Here is a 26,622-nt window from a genome sequence, read left to right as displayed (position 1 = left end):
AGTCTCGCAGCGTGATTTCCCGCCTCACGCAGCCGCATCCAGCCCCTGTGCCGACACATAATTAAGTATCGGCCCGAGCCAGCGTTCTACCTCGGCCAGCGGCATGCCTTTGCGCCGCGCGTAGTCCTCGACCTGGTCGCGTTCGACCTTGGCGACGCCGAAATAATAGCTTTCGGGATGCGACAAATAGATGCCGGAGACGGAGGAGCCCGGCCACATCGCAAAACTTTCGGTCAGGCTGACGCCGGCATTGCGCTCGCCGTCGAGCAGGCGAAACAGCGTCGCCTTCTCGGTGTGGTCGGGCTGCGCCGGATAGCCGGGCGCGGGGCGGATGCCGCGATAGGGTTCGCCGATCAGGTCGTCCGGCGCCAGATCCTCGTCCGGCGCGTAGCCCCAGAACTCCTTGCGCACCTTCTCGTGCATGCGCTCGGCGAAGGCTTCGGCGAAGCGATCGGCCAGCGCCTTGACCATTATCGAGGAATAATCGTCGTTGGCCCGCTCGAAGCGCTCGGCGATCGCCGCTTCCTCGATGCCCGCGGTGACGATGAAGCCACCTATATAGTCGGCCTTGCCGCTGTCGGCAGGCGCGACGAAATCCGACAGCGCGACATTGGCCTTGCCGTCGCGCTTGGCCAGTTGCTGGCGCAAGGTGAAGAAGGTCGCCAGTTCCTGCGATCGCTTATCGTCCGTGAACAGTCTGATATCGTCGCCGACGGCGTTGGCCGGCCAGAAGCCGATGACGCCCTTCGGCGCGAACCATTTTTCGGCGATGATCTTCTTCAGCATCGCTTGCGCATCTTCGAACAATTGCCGTGCCGCCGGCCCTTGCGCCTCGTCGTCGAGTATCTTGGGATATCGCCCCTTCAGCTCCCAGGTCTGGAAGAACGGCGTCCAGTCGATATAGCGGGCAAGCTCGGCCAGATCCCAGCCTTCGAAGACCTTCAGGCCGAGGAATGAGGGCTTCGGTGATTCGTAGGCTGACCAGTCGATCCGGTGGGCGTTGGCCCGCGCCCTGGCCAGCGGCAGGCGCTGCTTGTCGGCTTCGCTGCGCGCATGCGCATCGGCGACCTTCCTGTATTCGGCGCGAACATTGTCGACATAGCCAGCCCTGGCCTCGTTCGACAGCAACGCCGATACCACCCCGACCGCGCGGCTGGCGTCGGCGACGTACACCGTCTGGCCCTTGGCATAGCGCGGATGGATTTTTACCGCCGTATGCACGCGGCTGGTCGTCGCGCCGCCGATCAGCAGCGGAATGTCGAAGCCTTCGCGCTCCATCTCGGCCGCCATGTGCGCCATCTCGTCGAGCGAGGGGGTGATCAGACCGGACAGGCCGATGATGTCGACCTCTTGCTCGCGCGCCGTCTGCAGGATCTTCGCCGCCGGCACCATGACGCCGAGGTCGATGATCTCGTAATTGTTGCAGGCCAGAACCACGCCGACGATGTTCTTGCCGATGTCGTGGACATCGCCCTTCACCGTCGCCATCAGGATCTTGCCGGCGGTCTGGCGCTCGCCATTGTCGATGCCATTGGCGGCATTCGCCAGCTTCTCCGCCTCCATGTGCGGCAATAGTCCTGCGACGGCCTGTTTCATCACCCGCGCCGACTTCACCACTTGCGGCAGGAACATTTTTCCCGCGCCGAACAGGTCGCCAACGACATTCATGCCGGCCATCAGCGGGCCTTCGATGACATGCAGCGGGCGCTCGGCGGCACGCCGCGCCTCGTCCGTGTCGGCGTCGATGAATTCGGTGATGCCGTTGACCAGTGCGTGCGAAATGCGCTGCTCGACCGGCCAGTCGCGCCAGGCGAGATCGCGTTCCTGCGCCTCCTTGCCGGCCGTGCCCTTGAAGCGTTCGGCGAGTTCCAGCAGGCGCTCGGTCGCCGTGCCGCCGCCCTTCGGCTGGCGGTTGTTGACGACATCCTCGCATGCTTCGCGCAGCTCCGGATCGATGGTGTCGTAGACGGCAAGCTGTCCGGCATTGACGATGCCCATGTCCATGCCCGCCTGGATGGCGTGGTAGAGGAATACGGCATGCATGGCCTCGCGCACCGGCTCGTTGCCGCGAAACGAGAAGGAGAGGTTCGACAAGCCGCCCGATATGTGGACATGCGGCAGCGTCGCGGTGATCTGCCGTGCGGCTTCGATGAAGTCGACGCCGTAATTGTTGTGCTCGTCGATGCCGGTGGCGATGGCAAAGACGTTGGGATCGAAGACGATGTCCTCCGGCGGGAATCCGGCCCGCTCGGTCAAAAGCTTGTAGGCGCGGGTGCAAATCTCGACCTTGCGCGCCTTGGTGTCGGCCTGGCCGTCCTCGTCGAAGGCCATGACGACCACCGCCGCGCCATACGCGCGGACGAGCTTCGCATGATGCAGGAAAGCCTCCTCGCCTTCCTTCATCGAAATGGAGTTGACCAGCGGCTTGCCTTGCACGCATTTCAGGCCGGCCTCGATGATCTCCCATTTGGAACTGTCGATCATCACCGGAACGCGGGCGATATCAGGCTCGGCGGCGATCAGGTTGAGGTATTCCACCATCGCCTTCTTCGAATCGATCAGGCCCTCGTCCATGTTGATGTCGATGATCTGCGCGCCATTGGCGACCTGGTCGCGGGCGACGTCGAGTGCCGCGACATAGTCGCCTGCCGTGATCAGCTTCCTGAACCGGGCCGAGCCCGTGACATTGGTGCGCTCGCCGACATTGACGAACGGGATCTCGTCGGTCAGCGTGAACGGCTCGAGGCCGGACAGGCGCATCTTCGGCTCGATCTCGGGAACAGCGCGCGGCGGATATTTCTTCACCGCCGCCGCGATGGCGCGGATGTGGTCGGGCGTCGAGCCGCAGCAGCCGCCGACGATGTTGACCAGGCCGTCGCGCGCGAACTCCTCGATTTGCGCGGCCATGAATTCCGGGCTCTCGTCGTAACGGCCGAATTCATTGGGTAGGCCGGCATTCGGATAAGCGCAGGTAAAGGTGTCGGCGACGCCGGAAAGCTCGTCCAGATGCGCGCGCATGGCCTTGGCGCCGAGCGCGCAATTGAGGCCAATCGTGAACGGGCTGGCGTGACGGACCGAATGCCAGAAAGCCGTCGGCGTCTGGCCAGACAGCGTGCGGCCGGACAGGTCGGTGATCGTGCCGGAGATCATCACCGGCAGGCGCACGTCCTTCTCGATGAAGATCTCTTCTGCTGCGAAGATCGCCGCCTTGGCGTTCAGTGTATCGAAGATGGTCTCGATCAGGATGATGTCGGCGCCGCCGTCGATGAGACCGCGCAGCTGCTCGCCATAGGCAAGGCGCAATTCGTCGAAGGTCACGGCGCGGTAGCCGGGATTGTTGACATCCGGCGACATCGACGCGGTGCGGTTGGTCGGCCCGAGCGCACCGGCGACGAAACGACGCCTGCCGTCCTCCTGCTGCGCCCGCAGCGCCGCCCGACGCACCAGCCGTGCACCGTCGCGGTTCAGAGCGTAGACGACGTCCTCCATGCCGTAATCCGCCTGGGCGATGGCGGTCGAGGAGAAGGTGTTGGTTTCAAGGATGTCCGCGCCTGATATGGCGTATTGGTAGTGGATCTCCTCGATCGCCTTGGGCTGCGTCAGGATCAGCAGGTCGTTGTTGCCCTGCTGATGGCAGGCGCAATCGACGAATGTGTCGCCACGGAAGTGGTTCTCGTCGAAGCCAAGGCCCTGGATCTGCGTGCCCATGGCGCCGTCGAGGATGAGGATGCGTTCGCGCGCCGCCGCCGTCAGCGCGGCAAGCACTTCCGAGCCGTCGGGCTTTGCCGCGACGGGGCCGAACAGATCGTCCAGCGATGAAGAGTTTTGCGACATTTCTCATCCTCAACGCGACGGTCGCGCTTAGGTCACATAAAGACATCTTTATGTCAATATACGCTTTTTGTTCGCTGCTGTCACCTAGCGCCGGGAAATGCTGCCCGCTGGCGCTACAATGCAGCCTGCGCTGTCTTCGCCGATGCTGCCCTGAGCAGCATCCCGAACAGGTCGCGTGGCTCGTCGGGGTCGGCCAGCATGTCGAGCTCCTGATAGAGGCCGGTCGAGTGCAACTGGTCTCTGATATAGCGCAGCGCCGAAAAGTCCTCGATGGCGAAGCCGACGGAATCGAACAGCGTGATCTGGGCCGGGTCGCGCCTGCCTTGTACGGCGCCGGTGATGACCTGCCACAGCTCGGTCACCTCGTGGTCCGGTGCAAGCTGCTGGATCTCGCCCTCGATACGGGTCTGCGGCGGGTATTCGACGAAGATGTCGGAGCGCAGCAGGATGTCGCGATGCAGCTCGGTCTTGCCGGGGCAGTCGCCGCCGACCGCGTTGATGTGGACGCCCGCGCCGACCATGTTGTCGGTGAGGATCGTCGCATACTGCTTGTCGGCGGTGACGGTGGTGATGATCTCAGCCCCCTCGACGGCTTCCTCCGTCGAGCGGCAGGCGACCATGTCGAAGCCCAGCCCGGCAAGATTGCGGATGCATTTTTCCGTCGCCGAGCGGTCGATGTCGAAGAAGCGCAATTTGCGCACGCCGAGCAAGGCCTTGAAGGCCAGCGCCTGGAACTCGGCCTGGGCGCCGTTGCCGATCAGCGCCATGCAGTCGGCATTGGGCGGCGCCAGGTGCTTGGCCGCCAGCGCCGACATCGCCGCCGTGCGCAGCGCGGTCAGGATGGTCATCTCCGACAGCAGCACCGGATAGCCGTTATGGACATCGGCGAGCATGCCGAAGGCGGTCACCGTCTGGCGGCCCTCGCGCATGTTCTTCGGGTGGCCGTTGACATATTTGAAGCCGTAGACCTCGCCGTCGCTGGTCGGCATTAATTCGATCACGCCCTCGGCGCTGTGCGAGGCGACGCGCGGCGTCTTGTCGAAGGCTTCCCAGCGGCGGAAGTCGTCCTCTATGTAGCCGGCAAGTTCGGTGAGAAACCGCTCGACGCCGATCTTCAGCACCAACTTCATCATGTTGTCGACGCTGACGAAGGGAACAATGTTGAGATTGGGGATCATGGCTATAGTGTCCTCCCGCCACGTTGCGGCGGCAATCAGTCTTTGCGATGTGCGTTGTGTATCTTCATCATCGTCGCCAGCGCCGGATCGCTTTCCTCAAGCGCGCCGATCGCGGCATTGGTGTCGTATAGCCGTTCGTCCTGCCCCATCTTGAACTTGGCCTCGAGCCGCTCGATCGGCAGGTCGAAGCCAAGGATGTGCGGCATGCGCCGCTCCATGCCGCCCGGTCCGAGCTCGCGCATGCGCCAGCGGTCGTCGCGATCCTTTTCCAGCATGTCGACAAGCCGCAGCAGGTGTCGGGCGGTGGCGTGGTCATCAAGCGGCACTGGCCGGCCGTGGCAATGGACGACGGCGAAATTCCAGGTCGGCGCGCTGTCGCGTACCGGGTTGCGCGGATACCAGGACGGCGAGATATAGCCATGCGGTCCGTGGAAGATTGCGATCGTCTCCCGGCCTTCGGCGATCAACGCGCTGTGCGGGTTCTGCCGGGCAAGATGCGACACCAGGGTGCCGTTCTCTCCCCGCTCACGGTCGAGCACGAAAGGCAGATGCGAGACGATCAGCCCCTGCGGCCCTGATGTCACCACCGTGGCGAAGGCAGCCGCCTCGATCAGGCCGAAGACGTCGCCCGGTGACAACGGTGCAAATTCGGGCTTGGTATACATCAGCTTCTCTGGGCGCGAACGGCCGGGATCAGGCCTTGCGGCCGCACCAGCAGCACGGCGATGACGCCTGACAGCACGATCGCGTCGCGATAGGGCGCGACCGCCGCCGGCAGTGTCGCCTGCAGCAGCACTTCGATGACGCCGAGCAGGAAGCCGCCGGCGACCGCGCCGGGCAGGCTGCCGAGCCCGCCGACGACGGCGGCGATGAAGGCCTTCAGCACTGGCGTGAAACCCATCAGCGGGTCGACGGAGGCGCGCTGCGCCACCCACAGCATGGCCGCCAGTCCGGCCAGCAGGCCGGAAAGCAGGAAGGCGGTGGCGATGATGCGGCTGGCCGGGATGCCCATCAGCCGGACCACGTTGAAATCCTCGGCCGCGGCGCGCATTGCCGTGCCGGTGACGGAACGGCGCAGGAAGACCTCCAGCGCAATCAGCGCCAGTGCCGAGACAACGATCGAGATGCTAGGGCCGACGCCGATGGTGAAATCGCCGAAGGAGAAGGCGCCGGTCATCCAGCCCGGCATGGCGACGGCCTGCGGCCGAGCCGAGATGCCGTTCTGGAAGACGACCTTCAGCAAGCTCGAAACGGCAAAGCTGGTCAGAAGCAGACTGGTGACGCTGGCGCCACGCATCGGGCGAAAGGCAACGCGCTCCATGGCAACCGCTGCGAGCGCGCCGCAGGAGACGGCGACAAGCACCGCCGCCGGAAACGGCAGACCGAAAATCAGCGCGGCAAGCAAGGCATAGCCCGACAGCGTCATCAGCTCGCCATGGGCGAAATTGATCAGGCCGACGATGGAAAAGACGATCGCCAGCCCCAGCGCCAGCAGCGCATAGACGCCGCCGAGGCTCACTGCATTGATGATCTGCTGCGCGATCATGGCTCAGGCTCCGAGATAGGCTTGGCGGACGAGATCCGAGGTGGCGAGCTCCTTCGCGGTGCCCGACAGCACCACCTCGCCATTGGCAAGCACGATGGCGCGGTCGGCGATCTCCAGCGCAAGCGCCACGTTCTGTTCTACCAGAAGGATGGTCAGGCCGTTACGGCGCAGTTCTGCGATCAGGTCGAAGACCGTGTCGATCAGTTGCGGGGCAAGGCCGAGCGACGGCTCGTCGAGCAGCACCATGCGCGGCTTGCCCATCAGCGCGCGGGCGATCGCCAGCATCTGCTGCTCGCCGCCAGAGAGGTTGCCGCCTTTGACGCGATGATAGCGTCGCAGAATCGGGAACAGTTCCAGCATCTCCTCTTCGCGTGCACTCGCCTCGACCGCCGACAGATGCACGGCGCCGCCAAGCCGCAGATTGTCGGCCACGGTCAGGCCGGCGAAGATGCGCCGGCCTTCCGGCACCAGCGACACACCCTTGCGGGCGATCGCCTCCGGCGCCAGGCCGGTGATGTCGACGCCGTCGAAGACCACTTTGCCGGAGACTGCCGGCACCAGCCCGGCGATGGCGCCGAGCGTCGAGCTCTTGCCGGCGCCGTTGGCGCCGACCAGCGCGATGATCTCGCCGCTGTCGACGGCGAGGTCGACGCGGCGCACCGCCTCGACCTCGCCGTAGCGTATCTTAAGGGCTTCGACGCTCAGCATCATGTCACGGCGCCGGGACGTCGGCGGCGGCGGGGATCATGGTCTGGATATGCTTGCCCTCGCCGCCTTCATAACGCATCAGCGCCACGGGCCTCAGCGGCATGCGGTCGGTGCCGGCATAGGTGATCTTGCCGGTGATACCTTCGAAATCCTTGAGGCCGGCGATGGCGTCGCGGATCGCCTTCGGCTCGTCGGAGCCGGCCGTCTTGACCGCATGGTCGAGGATCAGCCCGATCTCGTAGCCGTTCACCTCATAGGTCGATTCCGGTGCGTGGCCGGCATATTTGGTGAAGGCGGCGTCGAAGGCTTCCAGCTTGCTGCCCGGCTCGGCATAGCCGGCCGCCGTGTAGACGACACCGTCGACCAGCTTGCCCAACCCCTTGATGGTCGGCGTGCCGATGGCATCGGCGCCATAGACCGGAATGGTGACGCCGGCACCACGCAATTGCTGGATGAAGGCCGGGAAATCCGGCTCGTAGGCGGCCGTCATGATCAGGTCAGGCTGCTCGGCGAGGCCCTTGATGTTGGTGATCTCGGCTGAAAAGTCCGGCTGGCCCATCGTGTAGGTGCCGCGGCCGGCAATGGCGCCGCCTTTCTTCTCGAACACCGTGCCGAAATATTCGGGCAGGTTGGCGGTGTAGGTGGAATCCGGCGAGGTCAGGAGATAGACCTTCTTCTTGCCTTCCGCGATGGCGAAGTCGGCGACCGCTGTCGCCTGCACATTGTCGGCCGGATAGGTGCCGAACATGACGTCGCCGACCGCGGCGGTGAGCACCGGGGCGGAGCCGCACAGCGTCAATGTCGGAATGCCGAGCGGCTGGGTGAGCTGGCCGGCCGAGATCGAGGGATCGGCGTCGCAAGGCGTGATCATGATCTTGGCGCCGGCGTCGATCAGCTCCTGGGCGACGGTGGCGGTCTGCGCCGTATCGGAGCGGGTGTCCTTGATGATCAGTTTGGCGGTGTATTTGCCGCCAAGCCCGCCCTTGGCGTTGAGTTCGTCCAGCGCCATGCGCAGGCCGGCGAGTGCCGGCTGGTCGTAGGGAGCAAGGCCGCCGGTCTGCGCGGTCGCGGCGCCGATGACGATCTCCTCGGCGGAAGCCGTCGAAACGACGGCGATGGTCGTGCCGAAGGCCGCCGCATAGAGGGCGGCGCGGCGGAGGCGATAGAGCTTTGGCATGTCGGTTCTCCTTCTGGATTTGTTATCGTTGGCTATGCGGTTTCACTTGCAGGCGTCTCGTTGGCGGGCGCCGCGCTGGTGGTCTTGGCGCGAGCGGTGCGGCTGCCGAGATAGGCGGCGATGACGGCAGGATTCTTCTGCACCTCGGCCGGCGTGCCGTCGGCGATGACGCGGCCATGGTCTATGACGACGATGCGTTCGCACAGGTTCATCACCAGCCGCATGTCGTGCTCGATCAGGACGACGCCGATGCGCCGCTCGGCGCGGACGGCCGAGAGGATGGAAACCAGCTCGGCGGTCTCGACCGCGTTCATGCCGGCGGCGGGCTCGTCGAGCAGCAGGAAACGCGGCTTCAGCGCCAGCGCCCGCGCCACCTCCAGCCGGCGGCGCTGGCCATAGGCGAGCCCGGCGGCGGGCTGATCGGCAAATTTTTCCAGCCCCATGCGGGAAAGCTCGCGCAGCGCGGCCGCCTCGGCCTGGCCGAGGTCGGGCTCGACCGAGCGGGCGGCGACCACGACATTTTCCAGCACGGTCATCTGCGGGAAGATGCGGATGTTCTGGAAGGTGCGGGCAATGCCGGAGCGGGCGAAGCGGAAGGCCGAGGCCTGCCTCACCAAGCCGCCGATCGACACGCTGCCGGCGCTCGGCTCGACGTCGCCGGCCAGCATGTTGAGCAGCGTCGTCTTGCCGGCGCCGTTCGGGCCGATGATACCGGTGATGCTGTCGGTGTCGAAGGCAAGCGTGACGTCGTCGACGGCAACGACGCCGGCATAGCGCCGCGTCAGGTGGTCGGCCGCCAGCCGGTCGCGCTCGGCATGCAGCGGCGGCTCAGCCGGGACAGTCGCGGCCTGACGACCGGGCCGGCGCAAAAGGTTCAGCTCGCGCTCGCCGAACAGGCCGGTCGGCCGCCGCCAGATGACCAGGATCATGGCGACGGCAAGCACGCCCTGGGTCAGGCCGAACAGCACCGGCAGATGCAGGCCGAACACCTCGCCGCCGCCTTCGAAACGGCGCACCACCTCGATGACCACGATGGTGACGACGACGCCGGCAAAGGCGCCGAGCGAGGAGCTCATGCCGCCGACGATGAGCATGGCGAGCATGGTGAAGCCGAGATCGAAATAGAAGTCGCGCGGCGAAAAGGCGCCGAGGAACTGCGCCATCATGGCGCCGGCAGCCATGGCGGCGACCGCGCCCACCACCCAGGCGGCCAGTCGCGATGTGCGCTGATCGACGCCGACGGCGGCTGCACCACGCTCGTCATTGGCGGCGGCGCGGGTGGCAAGGCCGAAGGCGGTTTCCCGGAAAAGCCTCGCCGCCACCAGCACCACCGAAGCGACGCCGATGGCAGTCCACAGCCCGACCTCGCGCGGCACGCCATAGAAAGGCTGGCTGCCGCGGGTGATCTCGCGCCCGGCGACCAGCAGCGTGTAGACGATGATCAGCATGGCGAGCGTGGCGATCGACGCGCTCGACCCGGTTAATCTCAGCAGGGGTGTGCCGGTCAGAAGGCCGATGACGATCGCAAGGACAATGACGACGGCGAGAGCAGCGAAGAAGGAGAGTTCATAACCGGCGAGGAATTGCGGCAGGTCGCGCAAAGCCGTGCGCTGAAGTGCGGCCGGCATGGTCAGAATGCCGGTGGCATAGGCGCCGAGACCGACAAAGGCGGCGTGGCCGAAGGAGACGATGCCGCTGTTGCCAGAGAATATCTGCAGGCCGAGCACGGCTGTCAGCATGATTGCGGCATAGGTGACCACACGCTGCATGGCGGCGCCACCAAAAAGAAAGACGGCAAGCGCCGCCAGCAGTAGCACCGCCACCATGCAGAGCGCGTCGGCGCTGGCGTTGCGGAACGCGGCCGGCATGAAGGACCGCGCCCTGGCCTCGCCTATCGCCACCGACGACATCACGCTGCCTTGAAACGGCTGGGCGAAAACGGCGCAAGGATCGGCTGGGCGCCTTCGGTGACCAGTCTGGCCACCGCTTCGCCGACCGCCGGGCCGGTCTTGAAACCATGGCCGGAGGAGCCGGCCGAAACGAACAGCCCGTCGACGCCAGGCATGGCGCCGATAACCGGCAGGTCGTCGGGGCTCATATCGTAGAGCCCGGCATAGCCGGGGCGGATGCCGAGATCGGCCATGGCCGGCACACGCGTCGCGAAGGTTTCCAGGATCTCCACCGATTCCGCTTCCTCGACGCCTTCCATGTAATTGTCCGGATTGTCGACGAAACGCGGACGGCCGGCATGCTCATGGCGCAAGCCGGTGCCGCCGCCGGCCCAGGTGCCGGCCAGGATGACGCCGTCATTGTCGGGCCGCGCATAATTGCAGGCGATGTCGTCACACCAGGCGAAGGGCATGACCTGGCGCGCTTTGCCGGCGGCGTCGAGCACGGCCATCGGATGACGCTCGACATGCAGCGGCAAATCGAGGCCAAGCGTCGCCAGCAGGCGGCGCGTCCATGGCCCGGCGGCGAGCACCACGGCATCGGCCTTTAGCACCGTGCCATCGGCGAGCGCGACGCCGCTGATGCGGTCGCCCTCCTTCACCAGCCGCTCGACGAGGGTGTTCTGCATGATCCTGGCACCGCGCGCCTTGGCGGCGCGGGCAATTGCATTGGTGGCGCCGAAGGCGTCGGCATAGCCGTATTCGGGCTCCCACAGCGCCAGCGCGACATCGTCCAGCGCAAAGCCGGGCGTGGCGTCGGCGAAGGCTTGCGGCGACAGCGTCTCGATCAGTGCGCCCTCGCCGCGAATGCGTTCGGCGGCAGCCTTCCAGCTCGCTTCATTGTCGTTGCCGCAGACCCACATCATGCCGATTTCGGTGACGAAGGGGCCCTCGCCCGATATCTCCGGCAAGGACACCAGGATCTCGCGGCCACGGATGGCGAGCTGCGATAGTTCCGGCAAGAAATAGAAGGCGTGCAGCAGGGCCGAAGACTTGCCGGACGGTCCACCGGCGGGATGCGTCTGCTCGACAAGCGTCACGTTCACCCCGGCCGCGGCCAGATGATAGGCGGCGCTCGATCCAACAATTCCCGCACCGACGACGATGACGTCGCTTCCTGTCCGCATGGCTGTTCCCCACAGTCTCTGGCTGCTTTCCGACAAAGCTAAGACCAGTCGTCCGGCTATGTCAACATCTCTTCATTGTTGACCGAAATTAAATTCTCTGTAATAAACTCGACACAACGAAGGAACACCGAATTCGGGGAGGCCAATGGCGATACGCGACGTTCTGATGCGCGGGGATATTGTGCTGACGCCGTCGGAGGAAAAGATCGTCCGGCTGCTTTTGACCGACTATCCGACCTCCGGCCTTGGCACTGCTTCGTCACTCGCCCGGCGCGCCGGCGTCAGCGACCCAACCGTGGTCAGGCTGGTGGTGAAGCTCGGCTATGATGGCTTCCCGGATTTTCAGGCCAAGCTTCTGGCGGAGGTCGAGGCCAGGCTGCATTCGCCCCTGCTGATGATGGAGGCCAAGCGGCCGACAGGCGCTGAAGACAGCGCCATCCTCGCCTATCTTGGCTCCGTCGGCGCCGCGCTCGAGAAATCCGTCAGCCTGACGCCGCTGCAGAGCTACGAGCGCGCCGCCCGTTTGCTGATGGAGACCAAGGGTGAGGTGGTTATGCTCGGCGGTCGTTTCAGCCGCCATATCGCCAGCATGTTCGCCGGCTACATGCTGCAGTTCAGGCCGGGCGTGCGCGACCTCGGCACGCTGTCGGCACAGGCTTTCGACACGCTGGCCGATCTCGGCCGCCGTGACGTATTGGTCGTTTTCGATTATCGCCGCTACCAGTTCGACGTCATCGACTACGCCAGGCAGGCGGCGGCGCGCGACGTGCGCATCGTGCTGTTCACCGACCAGTGGCTGTCGCCGATCGCCGATCTCGCCGAGGTTACCATCGTCAGTCCGCTGGAAGTCGCCTCGCCCTATGACACGCTGGCGCCGGCGATCGCGCAGATGGAGGCGCTGGTCGCCCAGATCGTCTCCTCGCTGGGCGATGCCGCTCGCGAACGCATCGAGAGGCTCGAAGACGTGCGGCATGCCAATGCCGTGACCCTCGACAGCGCCGGTCTCGAAGAGAACGGGGCGCGTAGGACGCCCGGGCCCAAATCGGCCCAACCTAAATCCGCCCAAACCAAATCAACAAAGCAGGGCCAGAAAGCATGACGCAACCACTGCCAAAACGAAACGAGCCGTTCCGGGCCGGCGAAACCGCGTTGCTCGTGGTCGACATGCAGCGCATCTGGCTGGAGCCCGGCGCCGATCCGTCGCATCCGGAGCGCGGCCCCGACCACTATTTCTACCGGCAGACGGCATCGCAGACGATCCCCAACCAGGAGCGCCTGCTGGCGGCGGCCCGCGCCAATGGCGTCGAGGTGATCCACACCATCATCCAGAGCCTGACGGAAGACGGCCGCGACCGCTCGCTTGATCACAAGCTGACGCCGATCCATATCGCTCCCAGCCTGCCGGAGGGCTTGCCGGTGCCATCGCTGGCGCCGGTCGGCGACGAGATCATGCTGCCGAAGACGTCGTCCGGCGTCTTCAACTCGACCAATATCGACTATGTGCTGAAGAATCTCGGCGTGCGTTACCTGATCGTTGCCGGCATCATGACCGACCAGTGCGTCGACATGGCGGTGCGCGACGCCGCCGACCGCGGCTATCTCGTCACTTGCGTGTCGGATGCCTGCGCCGCCGCCACGCAGGAGCGCCATGACGGCGCGCTCATGGCCTTCGGCGGCTATTGCTGGGTCACCGATACGGCCACCGTCGTCGATCGCTTCGAAGCCTTGGGAAAAGCCGCATGACATCGACCGTCGAACCGCTCGTTGCCGTCGTCACCACCGATCTCTCCGCCATCACGCGCGGCCGCTCGGTCGTCGAAAGCAAGCTGCAGAAGATCGCCGCCACCGGCGTCGGCTGGCTGCAGGCCAATCTGTCGCTGACGCCGTTCAATTCCATCGTCGATCCCAATCCCTGGGGTTCGTCCGGCGACGTGCGGCTGGTGCCCGATCTCAACGCGCGTTTTCGGACAGTGCTGACCGGATCGGCGACGCCCTTCGACATGGTCGTCGGCAACATCGTCGAACTCGACGGCGGCCCTTGGGTCGGCTGCACGCGCACCATGCTGATAGACGCGCTGGCGGAACTGAAGGCCGCGACCGGGCTTTCCCTGGTCGCCGCCTTCGAGCATGAGTTCCACATCGCCGACGCCGGCTTCGGGCTGGGTCATTCGATGTCGTTCGCCGCGCTGCGCCGCGCCGACCCGTTTGCGCCCAATCTGATGGCGGCGCTGGAGGAAGCGGGCGTGGCGCCCGAAGTGGTCATCGCCGAATTCGGTGCCGACCAGTTCGAGGTGACGCACGAGCCGGCCGACGCGCTTGCCGCAGCCGACCGCGCCGTTGCCATCCGAGAAATCACCCGCGAAGTGGCGCGCAATGCCGGCTGGCGCGCCAGCTTCACACCGAAACCTGCTCCCGATGCCGTCGGCAACGGCGTCCATATCCATTTCAGCTTCGTCGACGAGGCCGGCAAGCCGGCGACCTACGATGCGACGCGGCCGGGCGGTCTTTCCAGCCAGGCCGGCGCCTTCTGTGCCGGCGTGCTGCGCCATCTGCCCGGTATCACCGCCATGACGGCGGCGAGTGTGTCGTCCTACTACCGGCTGAAGCCGCATAGCTGGAGCTCGTCCTACACCTGGCTTGCCGATCGCGATCGCGAGGCGTCCTTACGCATCTGCCCGACGGTGACGATCGGCGGGCGCGATCCGGCGCGGCAATACAACATCGAATACCGGGCCGCCGACGCCACCGGCAATCCCTATCTGTCGCTGGCGGCCATCGTGCGCGCGGGACTGGAAGGGCTGAAGGCCAAGCTGCCGGCACCACCGCTGGTCACCGGCGACCCGACGCTGATGAGCGAGGCGGAGCGCAAGAAGCTCGGTCTCGTACGCCTGCCTGAAACCCTGCCGGCGGCGCTCGACGCGCTCACCGCCGACCGAACCGTCACCGGATGGTTCGCACCGGTCTTCGTCGAGACTTTCGTCGGCCTCAAGCGGCATGAGACAGAGCGCCTTGCCGGTCTCGATCCGGTGGCTGTCTGCGACCTCTACCGGACGCTTTATTGATGGCCGCGCAGCCTGAAAACGCCATCCAGCCTGAAAAGAATTGGCCGGCTGCCGTCGAAGTTCTTAACGAAAGCGGGCGCTCCGACATCGTGCTGTTGTGCGAGCATGCATCCAACCATATTCCGGCGGAATATGGACAGCTGGGGCTCGATATCAGCCATTTGCAGCGCCACATCGCCTGGGACATCGGCGCCGCCGAAGTGACGCGCCGTCTGTCGGTGCTGCTCGACGCGCCGGCCTTCCTCAGCGGTTATTCGCGGCTGCTGATCGACCTCAACCGGCCGCTAGGCACCAATGGCAGCATTCCGGTCCTATCGGAAGACACCGATATTCCCGGCAATGTCGGGCTCGATCCGGCGGAGCGGGCCCGCCGCGCCGAGATCATGTTCACGCCTTTCCATGACCGGGTGGCCGCCCATCTCGACCGCCGGTCGAAGGACGGCAGGCCGACACGGATCGCGACGATCCACAGCTTCACGCCGGTCTTCCTCGGGATTTCCAGGCCATGGCATGCCGGCGTGCTTTACGACCGCGCCGGCGAATTCGGCGACGCGATCCTTTCCGCCCTGCGCATCGACGCAGCGCTCAACGTCGCGGCCAACGTGCCTTACGTGATCAGCCGCGATGCCGACTACGCCGTGCCCATCCATGGCGACGATCGCGGCATTCCCGCCGTCCTCATCGAGATCCGGCAGGATCTGTTGTCGAGCCGCTCCGGCATCGAGGCATGGGCGGACCGCCTGGCAGCTGCCTTGCTGGCGCAGCAGAAGAAGGAAGAAGAAGGCGTCATGAGCAATCTCAGCCTGCGTGAGCGCGACGCGGCAATCATCGCCCAAATCGGCAAGCTGCGCTTCTCGCCGCTCAGCGTCGTCGGCGGCCAGGGCAACCGGCTGATCGAGGAAGGCGGCCGCTCGCTGCTCGACCTGTCCGGCTCGGCCGGTCCGGCGATCCTCGGCTACGGCCACAAGGCAATCGTCGCCGCGGTCGAGGCGTCTATTCGCGACATGGCCGGCGCCAGCCTCTTGCTCTACCCGAACGAACCGGCGGTTTCGCTGGCCGAGCGGCTGCTTGCCATCACGCCCGGCAACGGTGAGCGGCGCGTCTGGTTCGGCCATTCCGGGTCGGACGCCAATGATTGCGCGGTGCGTGTGTTGCAGGCGGCGACCGGCCGTTCGCGCTTCATCTCCTTCATCGGCTCCTATCACGGCAACCTCTCCGGCTCGATGGGCATCAGCGGCCATACAGCCATGACCCACACGCTGCCAAGGCCGGGCGTGCTTCTGCTCCCCTACCCCGATCCGTTCCGGCCGCGATTCAGCGCCGAGGACGTTCTCGCTCTGCTCGACTACCAGTTCGAGACCACCTGCCCGCCGCATCAGGTCGCGGCGGTGTTCATCGAACCGCTGATGTCGGATGGCGGGCTGATCGTGCCGCCGCCCGGCTTCCTCAAGGCGTTGCAGGAGCGTTGCCGCAGGCATGGCATCAAGATCGTTGTCGACGAGGTCAAGGTCGGGTTGGCCCGCAGCGGCATGATGCATTGTTTCCAGCATGAAGGATTGACGCCCGATCTCGTCGTGTTCGGCAAGGGCATCGGCGGCGGCCTGCCGCTGTCGGCGGTCATCGGCCCGAAGGAGATCATGGACCACGCACCGGCCTTCGCGCTGCAGACCACCGCCGGCAACCCCGTGGCGGCGTCCGCCGGCAACGCTGTGCTGAAGGTGATCGAGGCGGACAGGCTGATCGAGCGCTCGGCGCGCGTCGGCAAGCTGTTCTCAGATGCGCTGCGGGTGCTCGGCGCCAAACACGAGATCGTCGGCGACGTGCGCGGGCGCGGCCTTGCCGTCGGCGTCGATCTGGTCAAGGACCGCAAGACACGCGAGCCGGTCGCGGCGACAACGACGGCCAAGATCATCTATCGCGGCTACGAACTGGGCGCGGCCTTCAGCTATGTCGGACTGAAGGCCAACGTGCTCGAATTCATGCCGCCGCTGACGCTGACCGAGGACGAGGCGACTGAAGGCGCAGCCATCGTCGATCAGGCGATCGCCGACGTGACGGCAGGCAAGGTTTCCGACGCGGATGTCGCTTCCTTCATGATGTGGTAGATCGGCCCGCTATGAGAAGATTTCCGCCAGTTCGTTGACGCTCGTGCCTTCCTTGACCTCGCGCAGTTCGACATAGCTGACCGCCGGGGCGACCGACGTCACCACGGACACGACTGATGTCACCAGGGCGTCCAGGACGAGGGCCACAGTCATGCCGAAAATCGTGACGAGTTGGCTGAGCACGAGCTGGATGGCGATCGCGGCGATGATCAGGATGATCCAGAATCCGAACAGCGCCCAACGGCTCCCCTTGGTCAGGTCGCGACTGCGCTTCATGCTGCCGAGCACCCCCAGCCGCTCCTGAACCAAAGCCGGCACGGCGACCGACCAGCGAAGCCACAATATGATGCCGGGAACGATGAGAAACATGAAGCCCAGTCCGGCGCCAAGCGTGACCAGCACTGCAATGCCTATTACCGGCAACAGGAGGGAAAGCGCCGTCCCGATGCAATCGCCTATCGCAGGCCGCTTGCCGTTCAGATCCTCGATGGCCCCGCGCACCAGCGCCGCCTGCAAAATGGCCGCCAGCACCATGGAAATCAGCACGGCAACGACCGTGAAAGTGACGCGTTGGGCCGAGAATTCCGGGGCGGTTGTCCCGATGCCGGTCACCGATTCCCAGATCCAAAGCTGGTAGAGGAGTGTCGGCAAACCCGAAAACAGCACTGCCAGCCCGAGGCAAAGGACGGGATTTCGGCTGATGACCGCAAAGCTGTCGTTGAAAACCCTGCCGATGCGGAACTTGTCCGGTCGCTCGCTGGCGATTGAAGCCATGTATATTACCCCCTGCTCATAGATATCCGAAATCAGAAAGTATAATTCGCCAAGATTGATACTTGTGGTTGGACGCGCTTGCAATTGTCTTGCAGCATTGCCAGTGTCCACGTGGAACCGCAGGTTGCGTGGGGAGCGGTGAAGTGGCAGAGCCGGACATCGGGGGGCTGGTGGAACTGCACAAGCAGTTGCTTGCGGACGATTCGATCCAGTTCGATCTGCCGGCCTATGTGCCGCCCAAACCGCCGGAATGGCTGAAGCCCTTGGCGGACCTGTTGTCCTGGCTCGGCCCCTACATGATCTATCTGTTCTGGGGGGCGGTGATATCGGGTGCCGCGATCATCCTGTTATTGATCGTGCTTGAGGTGAAAGGCGTCGCCTGGCGTCTGCCGTGGCGGCGGGCAAAGCACGAGATCGAAGCTGAGGAAGTCTGGCGCCCCGATGCCGGCGCCGCGCAGATCCTGCTGTCGGAGGCCGACGTGTTGGCGGCGCGGGGCGACTATGACGAAGCGGTCCATCTCCTGCTTCGCCGCAGCGTCGCCGATATTGCCGGACGGCTGCCCGACTTCCTGCGGCCGTCGCTAACGGCGCGCGACATCGCCAATGCCCCTTCCCTGCCGGCACGGGCTCGCCACGCATTCACCGAGATCGCGCGCATCGTCGAGGCCGCGCTGTTCGCGAGCCGACCGGTCGGCGCCGAAGGCTGGCAACAGGCGCGCGGCGCCTATGAGCGTTTCGCCTTTCGGGATGCCTGGACATGAGCGCACCGGCGATCGAGGCGCACGAACCGTTCAATCGAAGAACGCTGTTCTGGGGGATTTTCGCCAGCCTGCTCGCGGCGGCAGGCTTCTTCCTGCTGTCCACCTATGCTCCCGATTTCAGGCAGCCCAGCGATGGCGGGGCGACGCCGCTGTCCAGCGGTGGCTCCGGTTATGCAGGGCTGGCGAAATGGCTGCGCCTGACCGGCGATTCACCCTCCATGGCGCGCAACGAAAGCGACCTGACCGATCCCGCCTTGATGATCGTCACCATTTCGCCCGACAGCGATCCCGAAGCGCTCAGCCGCATCATCGAGTTTCGTGAGGAACTGGACACACTGTTCGTGTTGCCCAAATGGCAGACCATGCCGCTATGGCACCACGAGGGATGGGAGATGAAAACAGAGCGGCTGCCCGATTCGGTAATCAATAGCTGGCTCGGCCGGATCGCCAACGCGAAGATCGGCAATGGCGAGAGCACGGTGAAGCAGTTCGATGTCGCGGGCCAGATGGTCAACGTTCCCGATCAGCTGCAATGGGTGCCCGACCAAGCCCCGCTCATTGCAGCCGGCAACGGCAAGGCCGTGCTGACCGAGGTGGAAGACAAGCCGTTCTACATCCTGACCGACCCCGACCTGATCAACAATGCCGGGCTCAAGGATCCCGACAGGGCCGCGGCGGCGCTGAAGCTGATCGCCTTCCTGCAGCCCGAAGAAGGCCGGGTGATGTTCGATCTGACGCTGCATGGCGCGGGCCGCAAATACGATCTCGCCAAGCTTTTGGTCGAGCCGCCGTTCCTGGCGCTGACACTGACGATCCTGATCGCGGCGGCGCTGGCGTTCCTGCATGGCCTTGGCCGTTTCGGCCCAGCGCGTGCTGAATCGCGCGCTATAGCCTTCGGCAAGCGCGCGCTGGTGGACACAACGGCAATGCTGTTGCGGCGGGCCGGGCGGCTGGAGGAACTGGGGGACCGCTACGCAGCCTTGGCACGGGTGCGCGCCGGCGCGCTGCTGGGCGCCCCACATGGGCTGCAAGGCGAAGCACTCGACCACTGGCTCGATTCTCGCGATAAGGACGAGGTCGGCGGATTTACCGCGCGGGCGCAAGCCACCGGCGAGGCGAAGAGCCTGACGCAAATGCACGAAGCAGCGGAGCGGCTGCACGATTGGACGGCAAGGAGGCTCGGTGAACGTCGATGATGTGAAGGCCCTGGCGACACGGATCAGGGAAGAAGTGGCCAAGGCGATCACCGGGCAGCACGACACGGTCGACCTGATGCTGACCGCCTTGTTCGCCGGCGGGCATATCCTGTTGGAAGGCCCTCCGGGCACGGCCAAGACAATGACCGCGCGCTGCTTCGCGCAAGCTCTGGGCATCGCTTACGGACGCATCCAGTTCACCCCGGACCTGATGCCTGGCGACATCGTCGGATCGAACATCTACAATTTCCAGACCGGACAGTTCACGCTGACGCGCGGTCCGATCTTCTGCGACCTTCTGCTTGCCGACGAGATCAACCGCACGCCGCCGAAGACGCAGGCAGCGCTGCTGGAGGCGATGCAGGAGCATGCGGTCACCTTTGACGGCACCACGCATTCGCTGGGCCGTCACTTCATGGTGGTCGCGACCCAGAACCCGATCGAGCATCAGGGCGTCTATCCCCTGCCCGAGGCACAGCTCGACCGCTTCCTGTTCAAGCACCGGGTCAGCTATCCCGGCCCCGAGGAAGAACGGGCCATCATCATCCATCACGGCGGCGGCTCCGCTTCGCATGACATCGCGCAGTACGGCATCAAGGCCCAGGCGGACCGCAAGGCACTGGAGGCCGCGCTCGCCACCGTCGGCTCCGTAACGCTTGTCGACGACGTCGTCGGTTACATCGCGGCTCTGGTGCGCGCCACACGCGAAAGCCCGGACCTGGAAGTCGGAGCCAGTCCACGCGCGGGCGCCATGCTGGCCCGGGCGGCACGAGCGCGGGCGGCGCTGGACGGCCGCGCCTATGTGATCCCCGACGACGTCAAGGCGCTGGCGGTGCCGGCGCTGCGCCATCGCGTCATCCTGTCGCCGGCTGCTCAGATCGATGGCCGCCTGGTCGAGCAGATCGTCTCCGACCTGGTCGACCAGACGGAAGCGCCACGTTGATCTATCCGAGTGGCCGAGCAGTATGGACGGCGGCGGCAGGCGCGGTGCCGGCCTTCCTGGTCGCGCTGGCGGTGCCGTCATTGTGGTATCTCGGATTGCTGTGGATCTGCTTGCTGCTCGCCTTCCTGGCGGTGGACGCCGCGGCAGGACACGGCCGGGCATCGCTGACGGCCAGCCTCCACGCGCCGCCGCAGGTCGGCGTTGGTGGAGAGTTCACCGTCCATGTCGCCACCCGTTTTTCGGGCCGGCCGCGGACGCTGGAGGCGCGCGTCGGCCATGACGAGCGCCTGGCGCCAATAGGCCGCACCGGCGGAGCCCTGGCCCCGACCAGCGACGGCGGATCGCTCGACCTTCGGTTTCAGGCGCTGCGGCGCGGCATCGCCAGCTTCGATCGTCTGTGGGTGCGCTGGCGCGGGCCGTTCGGACTGGTCTGGAACCAGGTCATTCTGCCGATGGACAGCAAGGTGGCGGTGTTGCCCGACGTAAGCAGCGCCCGCGACCAGGCAATCACGTTGCTGCAGCGCGAGGCCTTGCCCGACGGGCACGCGCAGCGCCGGGCCGGCCAGGGCCGGGAATTCGAGGCGCTCAAGGATTATCAGCCGGGCATGGGCCGGCGGATGATCGACTGGAAGCGCAGCGCTCGCCATGGCAAGCTTCTGGCGCGCGAGTTCCGTATCGAGGAAAACAACAACATCGTGTTGGCCATCGACAGCGGACGGCTGATGTGCGAGCCGGTCGACGGCGTGCCGAAGGTGGACCGGGCGGTGACGGCCGCCTTGCTGTCGGCGTTCATCGCGCTCAAGGGCGGCGACATGGTCAGCCTGTTCGGCTTCGATGCGCGGCCGCGCGTCTCAAGCGGCGCGGTGCGCGGCTCCGCCAGTTTCGCGATGATCCAGAAACGAGCGGCGGAGATCGACTATTCCAATGAGGAGACCAATTTCACCCTGGCGCTGACCACGCTTGCGGCGCGACTCGACCGGCGCTCGCTGGTGATCATCTTCACCGACTTCGTCGATCCGATCAGCGCGGAATTGATGCTGCGCACCGTCGGCCGGCTCACCGAGCGGCATCTGGTGCTGTTCATGATGATGAGGGATGTCGAGTTGGAGGCCTTGGCCGACATGCCGCCCCGGTCCGGCGAGGATGTCGCCCGCGCCGTCGTTGCCGGCGGGCTTTTGCGCGAAAGGCAGGTCGTCATCGGCCGGTTGCGGCTGCTTGGCGCGCATGTGATCGAAGCCGACCATCAAAGGCTGGGACCGGCGCTGGTCGAGCGCTACCTGCAGTTCAAGCAGGAGGATTTGTTGTGACTGTGCCGGTACGCGGCGATGCCGTACGCCAGTCGCTGGCTAGCTTCCGTCGGGAGCGCGAGGCCGACTGGAAGGCGTTCGAGGCGCTTCTCGCCCGCGTTGAGAAGCGCGCGCCGCGAACGCTGTCGGAAGAAGAGCTGCTGTCGCTGCCGTTGCTCTACCGGTCGGCATTGTCCTCCCTTTCGGTAGCGAGAGCGACATCCCTCGACAGCGCGCTGATCGCCTATCTCGAATCCCTGTCGCTGCGGGGTTACTTCTATCTCTATGGGGCACGCCGCGGACTGCGGCAGCGCATTGGCGATTTCTTTCTGTATGACTGGCCCGGTGCCATCCGCGATTTATGGCGCGAGACGCTGGTGTCGGTGGCGCTGATGTTTGTCGGCGTCGGCGCCGGCGCCTGGCTGGTGGCGTCCGACAAGGATTGGTTTGACGCGATCATTCCGTCTGGTCTGGCGGGAGGCCGTGGCCCCGATGCTTCGGCCGAGTTGCTGCGCGGGATGCTCTATGATGGCGACAATGGCTTTCTATCGGGTTTTGCCGCCTACCTTTTCACGCACAACGTCCAGGTCGCAATCCTGGCCTTTGCGCTTGGCTTCGCCTTTGCGATGCCGACGGTGCTGCTGATGCTGTTCAACGGCTGCATGCTCGGCGCGCTGTTCCAAGTCTACTGGGCAAAGGGGCTTGGCACGGAGCTCGGCGGCTGGCTGGCCATTCACGGCACCACCGAATTGTTCGCCATCGCACTGGCCGGCGCTGCCGGCATGCGCATCGGCACGCGCATCGCCTTTCCCGGTGAGTTCTCCCGCATGACGGCGGCGGCCCACGCGGGACGCGTCGCGGCGACCGCGATGGTTGGCGTTTCGGTCATGCTGCTGTTTGCCGGGCTGCTCGAGGGCATCGGCAGGCAGACGATCACCGGCGATGTCGCGCGCTATGCCATTGGCGGCGGCATGCTCGCGCTATGGGTCGGCTATTTCTACCTGTTCCAGGTGGTGCGGAATGGCGACCGCTAGACGCACAGCACAGGCGACGACACGCTCGCTGATCACGCCTGAAGGCGTCGATCTCCAGATAAAGCTGGCCGATGCCGGCACGCGGGCTGCCGCTTTCCTGCTCGATGTCGTGTTCATCGTCACGGCTGCAATCGTGGTCACGGTTGTCGCGCTGTTCGGGGTGAGAGGCCTTGGCACCGATCAAATGCAGCCGCTTTTCATCGTCTGGATCATCCTGATCTTCTTTCTGCGCAACGTCTATTTCATCGCCTTTGAGGCCGGCCGGCGCGCATCGACTCCCGGCAAGCGGATCGTCGGCGTCAGGGTGGCGTCGCGCAGCGGAGCCGGCCTGTCGGTTGATCAGGTCATTGCCCGCAACCTGATGCGCGAGATCGAAGTCTTTCTGCCGCTGTCGATTATCGCCGGACGCGGTGGGATGGGCGTCGCCGATACGCTGACGACGGTCTTCGGACTGGTGTGGGCGCTGCTGTTCGCCCTGTTCCCGCTTTTCAATCGCGACCGCATGCGGATTGGCGATCTGCTGGCGGGAACCTGGGTCGTCGAGGCGCCGAAGCGCACGCTGATGGAGGATCTGTCGGCAAGGCAGGATCCGGTCGCCAAGGCCTTTCAGTTCAGCCACGCCCAGCTCGACGCCTATGGCATCGCCGAACTGCACAGACTGGAGGAAGTGCTGCGGCGCGACGATTATTTCGCGCTGCGGACGGTGACGGAAACGATCGGACGCAAGATCGGCGTGAAGATCGAGCCGATCGATTCCAAGGCCTTCCTGACTGCCTATTACGGCGGGCTCAGGGCGCATCTCGAGCGCAAGCTGCTGCTCGGCAACCGCAAGGCGGATAAGTACGCGCGGTAGCCGCGAACCGATGAGGCCGCAATGAACTCTTCACTATCCGAACTCGAATTCCAGGAAATGGACGCTCGAACCGCCGCGACCCAGCCCGCCCCATGGAAATCATGGGTAGAGGGCCGGGATTTTCTCGGGGGATCGAATTTCATCCAAACCGGGCAAGGCCCCGATCGCGGCGAAGACATCGAAATGACCGGCGCGACGGCTGCGGATCAGGATTTCATGGCCGCCGCCTGGCAGGACATCCCTCGTCTGATTGCTGAAGTGCGCAGGCTGCGGGGACTCCTTAGTCGCTCGAAATAGAGAGGCAGCGTGGCCGCCTGCTTCACCCCACCCACTTCTCGTAATCGGACACGAGCAGGTGCAGCGGCGCGACATCCTCGTCGATGTCCGCGAAGCGGCCGATCGGTTCGCGGAAGACATTGTCGGTGAGATCGTCATTGACGGTCGACACCTCGCCGATCAGCACATCCTTGCCTTCGGCCCAGAAGGCGTGCCAGACGCCGGGCAGCAGCGTGACGCTCTGGCCCGGATCGAGCTTCAGGAGCCCGCCCGCCGGCAGCCTGTGGATGGTTCCGTCGACAGGCACCGATACCTCGGCCTTCGGATCGATGCCGCCATCGCGATCGTGCATGAACAGTTCCAGCACCAGCTTGCCGCCACCACGGTTGATGATGTCTTCGGCCTTGATGTTGTGGCGGTGCATCGGCGACAGCTGGTCCTTGCGCGAGATCATGATCTTCTCGGCATAGAGCATGCCCATGCCCTTCTTCATGTCCTCGTAGCGACCGTTGCGAACGGTGAACAGGAAGAGGCCGAGCTCGTCGAACTTGCCCTGCCCGTAGTCGGTGATGTCCCAGCCAAGCCGTGAGGAGAAGATTGCCGACGAATCCTGCCGGCGCGCCTTCATCTCTTCCGGCGACCAATAGGCGAAGGGCGGCATGATGTAGCCGAACGAGCGGATGAAGGCGTCGGCATCGCGGATGATGTCGTTGACGGTGGAACGTTTCATGGTCGTGATCCTTCTTCAGGCGGTGCCTGACCGAATAGCCGAACACCGATCCGGTGTCGACGTAAACTGCATGAGCTGGCCTCATGACATCCGGTCCGATCAAGGCCATAAGTTCGAGCGAATTCCTGACGGTGACAATCCCATGCGCAGCATAGATGACCTCGATACGCCGGCGATCCTGATCGATGTCGACCGCGCCGAAGCCAACATCGCGCGGGCGCAGGCCCATGCCGACCGCCACGGGCTGAAGCTCAGGCCGCACATCAAGACCCACAAACTGCCTTACTGGGCAAAGAAGCAGGTCGCAGCAGGCGCCGTCGGCATCACCTGCCAGAAGATCGGTGAAGCCGAGGTGATGGCCGATGCCGGCCTCACCGACATTTTTCTCCCTTACAACATTCTGGGCAGGGCCAAGCTGGAGCGCCTCAAGGCGCTGCACGGCCGCGTGACGCTGTCGGTGACATCAGACAGCGTGGAAACGCTTGGCGGTCTCGCGGCCACCTTCACCGATCCCGGCCACCGGCTGCTGGTGTTGGTGGAATGCGACACCGGCATGGGCCGCTGCGGCGTCCAGTCGGCCAGCGAGGCAGTCGCACTGGCCAGAGAGATCGACAAGGCCAAGGGGCTGGCCTTCGGCGGGCTGATGACCTATCCGGCGGCCGGCCGCGCCGCCGAGGCCGAGACGTGGCTCGCCGATGCGCGCCAGGCGCTCGTCGCATCCGGCCTTGCCTGCGAACGCATCTCCAGCGGCGGCACGCCGGACATGTGGCGTTCCGGCGAGGATAGCGTCGTCACCGAATACCGGCCCGGCACGTATATCTATCTCGACCGCTACCAGGTGGCCAAAGGCGTCGGAAGCCTCGACGATTGCGCGCTGACGGTGCTGTCTACGGTGGTCAGCCATCCGACGCCGACACGGGCCATTCTCGATGCTGGCAGCAAGGCCTTGTCCAGCGACACGTTAGGGCTTGCGGATTTCGGCGAATTGCTGGGCGTTCCGGGCGCCACCGTCACCGGCCTCAGCGAGGAGCACGGCAACATCACGCTTTCCGGCGACGCCAGGCTGCGTATCGGCGAGCGCGTGCGCGTCGTGCCCGACCATTGCTGCGTCGTCACCAATCTGTTCGACGAGGTCCACCTGATCGCCGGAGAACGGGTGCTGGAGACGCTGCCGGTGGTGGCGCGCGGCCGCATGGGGTGAGTGCGGAATTTCTCAGAACGCTGGCGGGACAGCATCCCCTCTGTCCTTCCGGAGGGGCGCGAAGGAACTCGGCAGAGGTCAGTTAGCCTGCCTCGCTGCGATGCGGCGCATGGAATTGACACGGCGCCGCCGGATTTCGGTGCGCATCGCCATCAGATGCAGCGCGAAGAACAGCACGGTAAAACCCAGAGCCATGACCAGCAATGGCCACAACAGGCTGGGATCGATGGTCGGCCCGCCGAGCCGGAACACCGAAGCCGGCTGATGCAGCGTGTTCCACCAGTCGACCGAGAATTTGATGATCGGGATGTTGATGAAGCCGACCAGAGTGATGATTGCGGCGGCCCAGGCGGCACGTGCGGCATCGTCGAGTGCCCGCGTCAGCGCGATGATGCCGAGATACATCAAAAACAGCACGAAGACCGAGGTCAGCCGCGCGTCCCACACCCACCAGGTGCCCCACATCGGCTTGCCCCAGATCGAACCGGTGATAAGCGCGAGCGCTGTAAAGACGGCGCCGATGGGTGCCGCCGATTTCAGCGAGACATCGGCCAGCGGATGGCGCCATACCAGCGTACCCAACGCGGAAACCGCCATCAGCGTGAAACACATCATGGCCAGCCAGGCGAAGGGCACATGGATATACATGATGCGCACGGTGATGCCTTGCTGGAAATCCTCCGGCGCCGTGAAGCTCATATAGAGCCCGGCGGCCAGGATGAGTGTGGCACTGGTCGCCAGCCACGGCACCACCTTGTCGGCCAACCCGACAAACCGCGTCGGGTTGGCGAAATCCATCCAGCCGCTGAGGCGTGAAGTCATATCACTCATGCGGCTTTACATAAACCGCCGATGCGTTTGGGGCAACTACAGCGCCGTGTC

Annotated in this window: 23 protein-coding genes and 1 pseudogene; 13 read left to right on the top strand and 11 right to left on the bottom strand. The window is 65.1% G+C overall.

Translation table 11 applies throughout. The features are described from left to right. Window positions 1-24 precede the first annotated feature (24 nt). The 8 genes from metH to EJ066_RS20310 all read right to left on the bottom strand — a co-directional run bounded on the left by metH (window position 25) and on the right by EJ066_RS20310 (window position 11,519). A complete protein-coding gene (gene metH, locus EJ066_RS20345) occupies window positions 25-3,834 on the bottom strand; it encodes a methionine synthase (protein WP_126041045.1) in 3,810 nt (1,269 codons plus the stop codon). A 113-nt stretch (window positions 3,835-3,947) separates the two neighbouring features. After that, entirely contained in the window at window positions 3,948-5,018 is a 1,071-nt protein-coding gene (locus EJ066_RS20340; RefSeq protein ID WP_245455223.1) for an ornithine cyclodeaminase, read from the bottom strand. A 29-nt stretch (window positions 5,019-5,047) separates the two neighbouring features. Next, entirely contained in the window at window positions 5,048-5,677 is a 630-nt protein-coding gene (locus tag EJ066_RS20335) for an FMN-binding negative transcriptional regulator (RefSeq protein ID WP_126041041.1), read from the bottom strand. After that, complete coding sequence (locus tag EJ066_RS20330) at window positions 5,677-6,558, bottom strand: branched-chain amino acid ABC transporter permease (protein WP_126041039.1); 882 nt, start codon at window positions 6,556-6,558, stop codon at window positions 5,677-5,679. Before EJ066_RS20330 ends, EJ066_RS20335 begins: the two co-directional genes overlap by 1 nt. 3 nt (window positions 6,559-6,561) lie before the next feature. Next, window positions 6,562-7,266, bottom strand: coding sequence for an ABC transporter ATP-binding protein (locus EJ066_RS20325; RefSeq protein ID WP_126043986.1), 705 nt, complete (start codon window positions 7,264-7,266; stop codon window positions 6,562-6,564). Window positions 7,267-7,270: 4 nt separating this feature from the next. After that, window positions 7,271-8,443, bottom strand: coding sequence for an ABC transporter substrate-binding protein (locus tag EJ066_RS20320; protein WP_126041037.1), 1,173 nt, complete (start codon window positions 8,441-8,443; stop codon window positions 7,271-7,273). Window positions 8,444-8,475: 32 nt separating this feature from the next. Further along, window positions 8,476-10,353: a branched-chain amino acid ABC transporter ATP-binding protein/permease gene (locus EJ066_RS20315; RefSeq protein WP_126041035.1), complete on the bottom strand. Its 1,878-nt coding sequence runs from the start codon at window positions 10,351-10,353 to the stop codon at window positions 8,476-8,478. After that, complete coding sequence (locus EJ066_RS20310) at window positions 10,353-11,519, bottom strand: FAD-binding oxidoreductase (protein WP_126041032.1); 1,167 nt, start codon at window positions 11,517-11,519, stop codon at window positions 10,353-10,355. Before EJ066_RS20310 ends, EJ066_RS20315 begins: the two co-directional genes overlap by 1 nt. Window positions 11,520-11,664: 145 nt before the next feature. Between EJ066_RS20310 and EJ066_RS20305 the strand changes: the two genes are divergently transcribed. From EJ066_RS20305 to EJ066_RS20285, 5 genes and pseudogenes are all read left to right on the top strand, one after another. Then, a complete protein-coding gene (locus EJ066_RS20305) occupies window positions 11,665-12,618 on the top strand; it encodes a MurR/RpiR family transcriptional regulator (protein WP_126041030.1) in 954 nt (317 codons plus the stop codon). Beyond that, window positions 12,615-13,262, top strand: coding sequence for an isochorismatase family cysteine hydrolase (locus EJ066_RS20300; RefSeq protein ID WP_126041028.1), 648 nt, complete (start codon window positions 12,615-12,617; stop codon window positions 13,260-13,262). The genes EJ066_RS20305 and EJ066_RS20300 overlap by 4 nt, the downstream gene beginning before the upstream one ends. Then, window positions 13,259-14,581, top strand: a complete 1,323-nt coding sequence (locus tag EJ066_RS20295) for a glutamine synthetase (RefSeq protein ID WP_126041025.1) — start codon at window positions 13,259-13,261, stop codon at window positions 14,579-14,581. The genes EJ066_RS20300 and EJ066_RS20295 overlap by 4 nt, the downstream gene beginning before the upstream one ends. After that, window positions 14,581-15,225, top strand: a pseudogene (locus tag EJ066_RS20290) (N-formylglutamate amidohydrolase); the annotation flags it as partial. The gene EJ066_RS20295 and the pseudogene EJ066_RS20290, both read left to right, overlap by 1 nt. Window positions 15,226-15,369: 144 nt before the next feature. Next, the gene (locus tag EJ066_RS20285; protein WP_126043985.1) at window positions 15,370-16,686 is read left to right on the top strand and encodes an aspartate aminotransferase family protein; all 1,317 of its coding nucleotides are present in this window, start codon (window positions 15,370-15,372) and stop codon (window positions 16,684-16,686) included. Between the two features lie 9 nt (window positions 16,687-16,695). On the opposite strand, the gene EJ066_RS20280 is transcribed toward EJ066_RS20285, so the two are convergent. Next, complete coding sequence (locus EJ066_RS20280; RefSeq protein WP_126041023.1) at window positions 16,696-17,460, bottom strand: hypothetical protein; 765 nt, start codon at window positions 17,458-17,460, stop codon at window positions 16,696-16,698. A gap of 143 nt (window positions 17,461-17,603) precedes the next feature. On the opposite strand from EJ066_RS20280, the gene EJ066_RS20275 reads away from it, so the two are divergent. From EJ066_RS20275 to EJ066_RS20245, 7 genes are read left to right on the top strand one after another with little or no spacing between them, the layout of a single operon-like run. Next, complete coding sequence (locus tag EJ066_RS20275; protein ID WP_189644327.1) at window positions 17,604-18,221, top strand: DUF4129 domain-containing protein; 618 nt, start codon at window positions 17,604-17,606, stop codon at window positions 18,219-18,221. Next, the gene (locus EJ066_RS20270; protein WP_126041019.1) at window positions 18,218-19,417 is read left to right on the top strand and encodes a DUF4350 domain-containing protein; all 1,200 of its coding nucleotides are present in this window, start codon (window positions 18,218-18,220) and stop codon (window positions 19,415-19,417) included. Before EJ066_RS20275 ends, EJ066_RS20270 begins: the two co-directional genes overlap by 4 nt. Further along, window positions 19,404-20,360 carry a MoxR family ATPase gene (locus EJ066_RS20265; protein WP_126041017.1) on the top strand — a complete coding sequence of 319 codons (957 nt, stop codon included), beginning with the start codon at window positions 19,404-19,406 and terminating at the stop codon, window positions 20,358-20,360. Before EJ066_RS20270 ends, EJ066_RS20265 begins: the two co-directional genes overlap by 14 nt. After that, complete coding sequence (locus EJ066_RS20260) at window positions 20,357-21,667, top strand: DUF58 domain-containing protein (RefSeq protein ID WP_126041015.1); 1,311 nt, start codon at window positions 20,357-20,359, stop codon at window positions 21,665-21,667. Before EJ066_RS20265 ends, EJ066_RS20260 begins: the two co-directional genes overlap by 4 nt. Next, window positions 21,664-22,680: a stage II sporulation protein M gene (locus EJ066_RS20255; protein ID WP_126041013.1), complete on the top strand. Its 1,017-nt coding sequence runs from the start codon at window positions 21,664-21,666 to the stop codon at window positions 22,678-22,680. Before EJ066_RS20260 ends, EJ066_RS20255 begins: the two co-directional genes overlap by 4 nt. Beyond that, complete coding sequence (locus tag EJ066_RS20250) at window positions 22,667-23,533, top strand: RDD family protein (protein ID WP_126041011.1); 867 nt, start codon at window positions 22,667-22,669, stop codon at window positions 23,531-23,533. The genes EJ066_RS20255 and EJ066_RS20250 overlap by 14 nt, the downstream gene beginning before the upstream one ends. Before the next feature lie 21 nt (window positions 23,534-23,554). Further along, a complete protein-coding gene (locus tag EJ066_RS20245; RefSeq protein ID WP_189644326.1) occupies window positions 23,555-23,830 on the top strand; it encodes a hypothetical protein in 276 nt (91 codons plus the stop codon). A 22-nt stretch (window positions 23,831-23,852) separates the two neighbouring features. Here the strand turns inward: EJ066_RS20245 and EJ066_RS20240 are convergent, their stop codons facing one another. Next, window positions 23,853-24,539 carry a D-lyxose/D-mannose family sugar isomerase gene (locus EJ066_RS20240; protein WP_126041009.1) on the bottom strand — a complete coding sequence of 229 codons (687 nt, stop codon included), beginning with the start codon at window positions 24,537-24,539 and terminating at the stop codon, window positions 23,853-23,855. A 142-nt stretch (window positions 24,540-24,681) separates the two neighbouring features. Between EJ066_RS20240 and EJ066_RS20235 the strand changes: the two genes are divergently transcribed. Then, window positions 24,682-25,740 (top strand): D-TA family PLP-dependent enzyme, encoded by a 1,059-nt coding sequence (locus EJ066_RS20235; protein WP_126041007.1) that lies wholly within the window; start codon window positions 24,682-24,684, stop codon window positions 25,738-25,740. A gap of 78 nt (window positions 25,741-25,818) precedes the next feature. Here EJ066_RS20235 and EJ066_RS20230 read toward each other — a convergent pair whose 3' ends face one another. Beyond that, the gene (locus EJ066_RS20230; protein ID WP_126041005.1) at window positions 25,819-26,571 is read right to left on the bottom strand and encodes a heme ABC transporter permease; all 753 of its coding nucleotides are present in this window, start codon (window positions 26,569-26,571) and stop codon (window positions 25,819-25,821) included. Window positions 26,572-26,622 lie beyond the last annotated feature (51 nt).

The organism is Mesorhizobium sp. M9A.F.Ca.ET.002.03.1.2 (genome assembly GCF_003952365.1).
Taxonomy (GTDB): domain Bacteria; phylum Pseudomonadota; class Alphaproteobacteria; order Rhizobiales; family Rhizobiaceae; genus Mesorhizobium.
The sequence above is the reverse complement of the archived record's forward strand: the minus strand, read 5'-3'. Positions and strand labels throughout refer to the sequence as shown.

Bases quoted from the DNA above. Each gene is read 5' to 3' on its own strand.
- EJ066_RS20230 (WP_126041005.1), bottom strand. From the start codon at position 26,571: ATGAGTGATATGACTTCACGCCTCAGCGGCTGGATGGATTTCGCCAAC.
- EJ066_RS20335 (WP_126041041.1), bottom strand. From the start codon at position 5,677: ATGTATACCAAGCCCGAATTTGCACCGTTGTCACCGGGCGACGTCTTC.
- EJ066_RS20315 (WP_126041035.1), bottom strand. From the start codon at position 10,353: ATGTCGTCGGTGGCGATAGGCGAGGCCAGGGCGCGGTCCTTCATGCCG.
- EJ066_RS20300 (WP_126041028.1), top strand. From the start codon at position 12,615: ATGACGCAACCACTGCCAAAACGAAACGAGCCGTTCCGGGCCGGCGAA.
- EJ066_RS20245 (WP_189644326.1), top strand. From the start codon at position 23,555: ATGAACTCTTCACTATCCGAACTCGAATTCCAGGAAATGGACGCTCGA.
- EJ066_RS20320 (WP_126041037.1), bottom strand. From the start codon at position 8,443: ATGCCAAAGCTCTATCGCCTCCGCCGCGCCGCCCTCTATGCGGCGGCC.
- EJ066_RS20270 (WP_126041019.1), top strand. From the start codon at position 18,218: ATGAGCGCACCGGCGATCGAGGCGCACGAACCGTTCAATCGAAGAACG.
- EJ066_RS20325 (WP_126043986.1), bottom strand. From the start codon at position 7,266: ATGCTGAGCGTCGAAGCCCTTAAGATACGCTACGGCGAGGTCGAGGCG.
- EJ066_RS20310 (WP_126041032.1), bottom strand. From the start codon at position 11,519: ATGCGGACAGGAAGCGACGTCATCGTCGTCGGTGCGGGAATTGTTGGA.
- EJ066_RS20330 (WP_126041039.1), bottom strand. From the start codon at position 6,558: ATGATCGCGCAGCAGATCATCAATGCAGTGAGCCTCGGCGGCGTCTAT.
- metH (WP_126041045.1), bottom strand. From the start codon at position 3,834: ATGTCGCAAAACTCTTCATCGCTGGACGATCTGTTCGGCCCCGTCGCG.
- EJ066_RS20280 (WP_126041023.1), bottom strand. From the start codon at position 17,460: ATGGCTTCAATCGCCAGCGAGCGACCGGACAAGTTCCGCATCGGCAGG.
- EJ066_RS20240 (WP_126041009.1), bottom strand. From the start codon at position 24,539: ATGAAACGTTCCACCGTCAACGACATCATCCGCGATGCCGACGCCTTC.
- EJ066_RS20285 (WP_126043985.1), top strand. From the start codon at position 15,370: ATGAGCAATCTCAGCCTGCGTGAGCGCGACGCGGCAATCATCGCCCAA.
- EJ066_RS20235 (WP_126041007.1), top strand. From the start codon at position 24,682: ATGCGCAGCATAGATGACCTCGATACGCCGGCGATCCTGATCGATGTC.
- EJ066_RS20250 (WP_126041011.1), top strand. From the start codon at position 22,667: ATGGCGACCGCTAGACGCACAGCACAGGCGACGACACGCTCGCTGATC.
- EJ066_RS20295 (WP_126041025.1), top strand. From the start codon at position 13,259: ATGACATCGACCGTCGAACCGCTCGTTGCCGTCGTCACCACCGATCTC.
- EJ066_RS20305 (WP_126041030.1), top strand. From the start codon at position 11,665: ATGGCGATACGCGACGTTCTGATGCGCGGGGATATTGTGCTGACGCCG.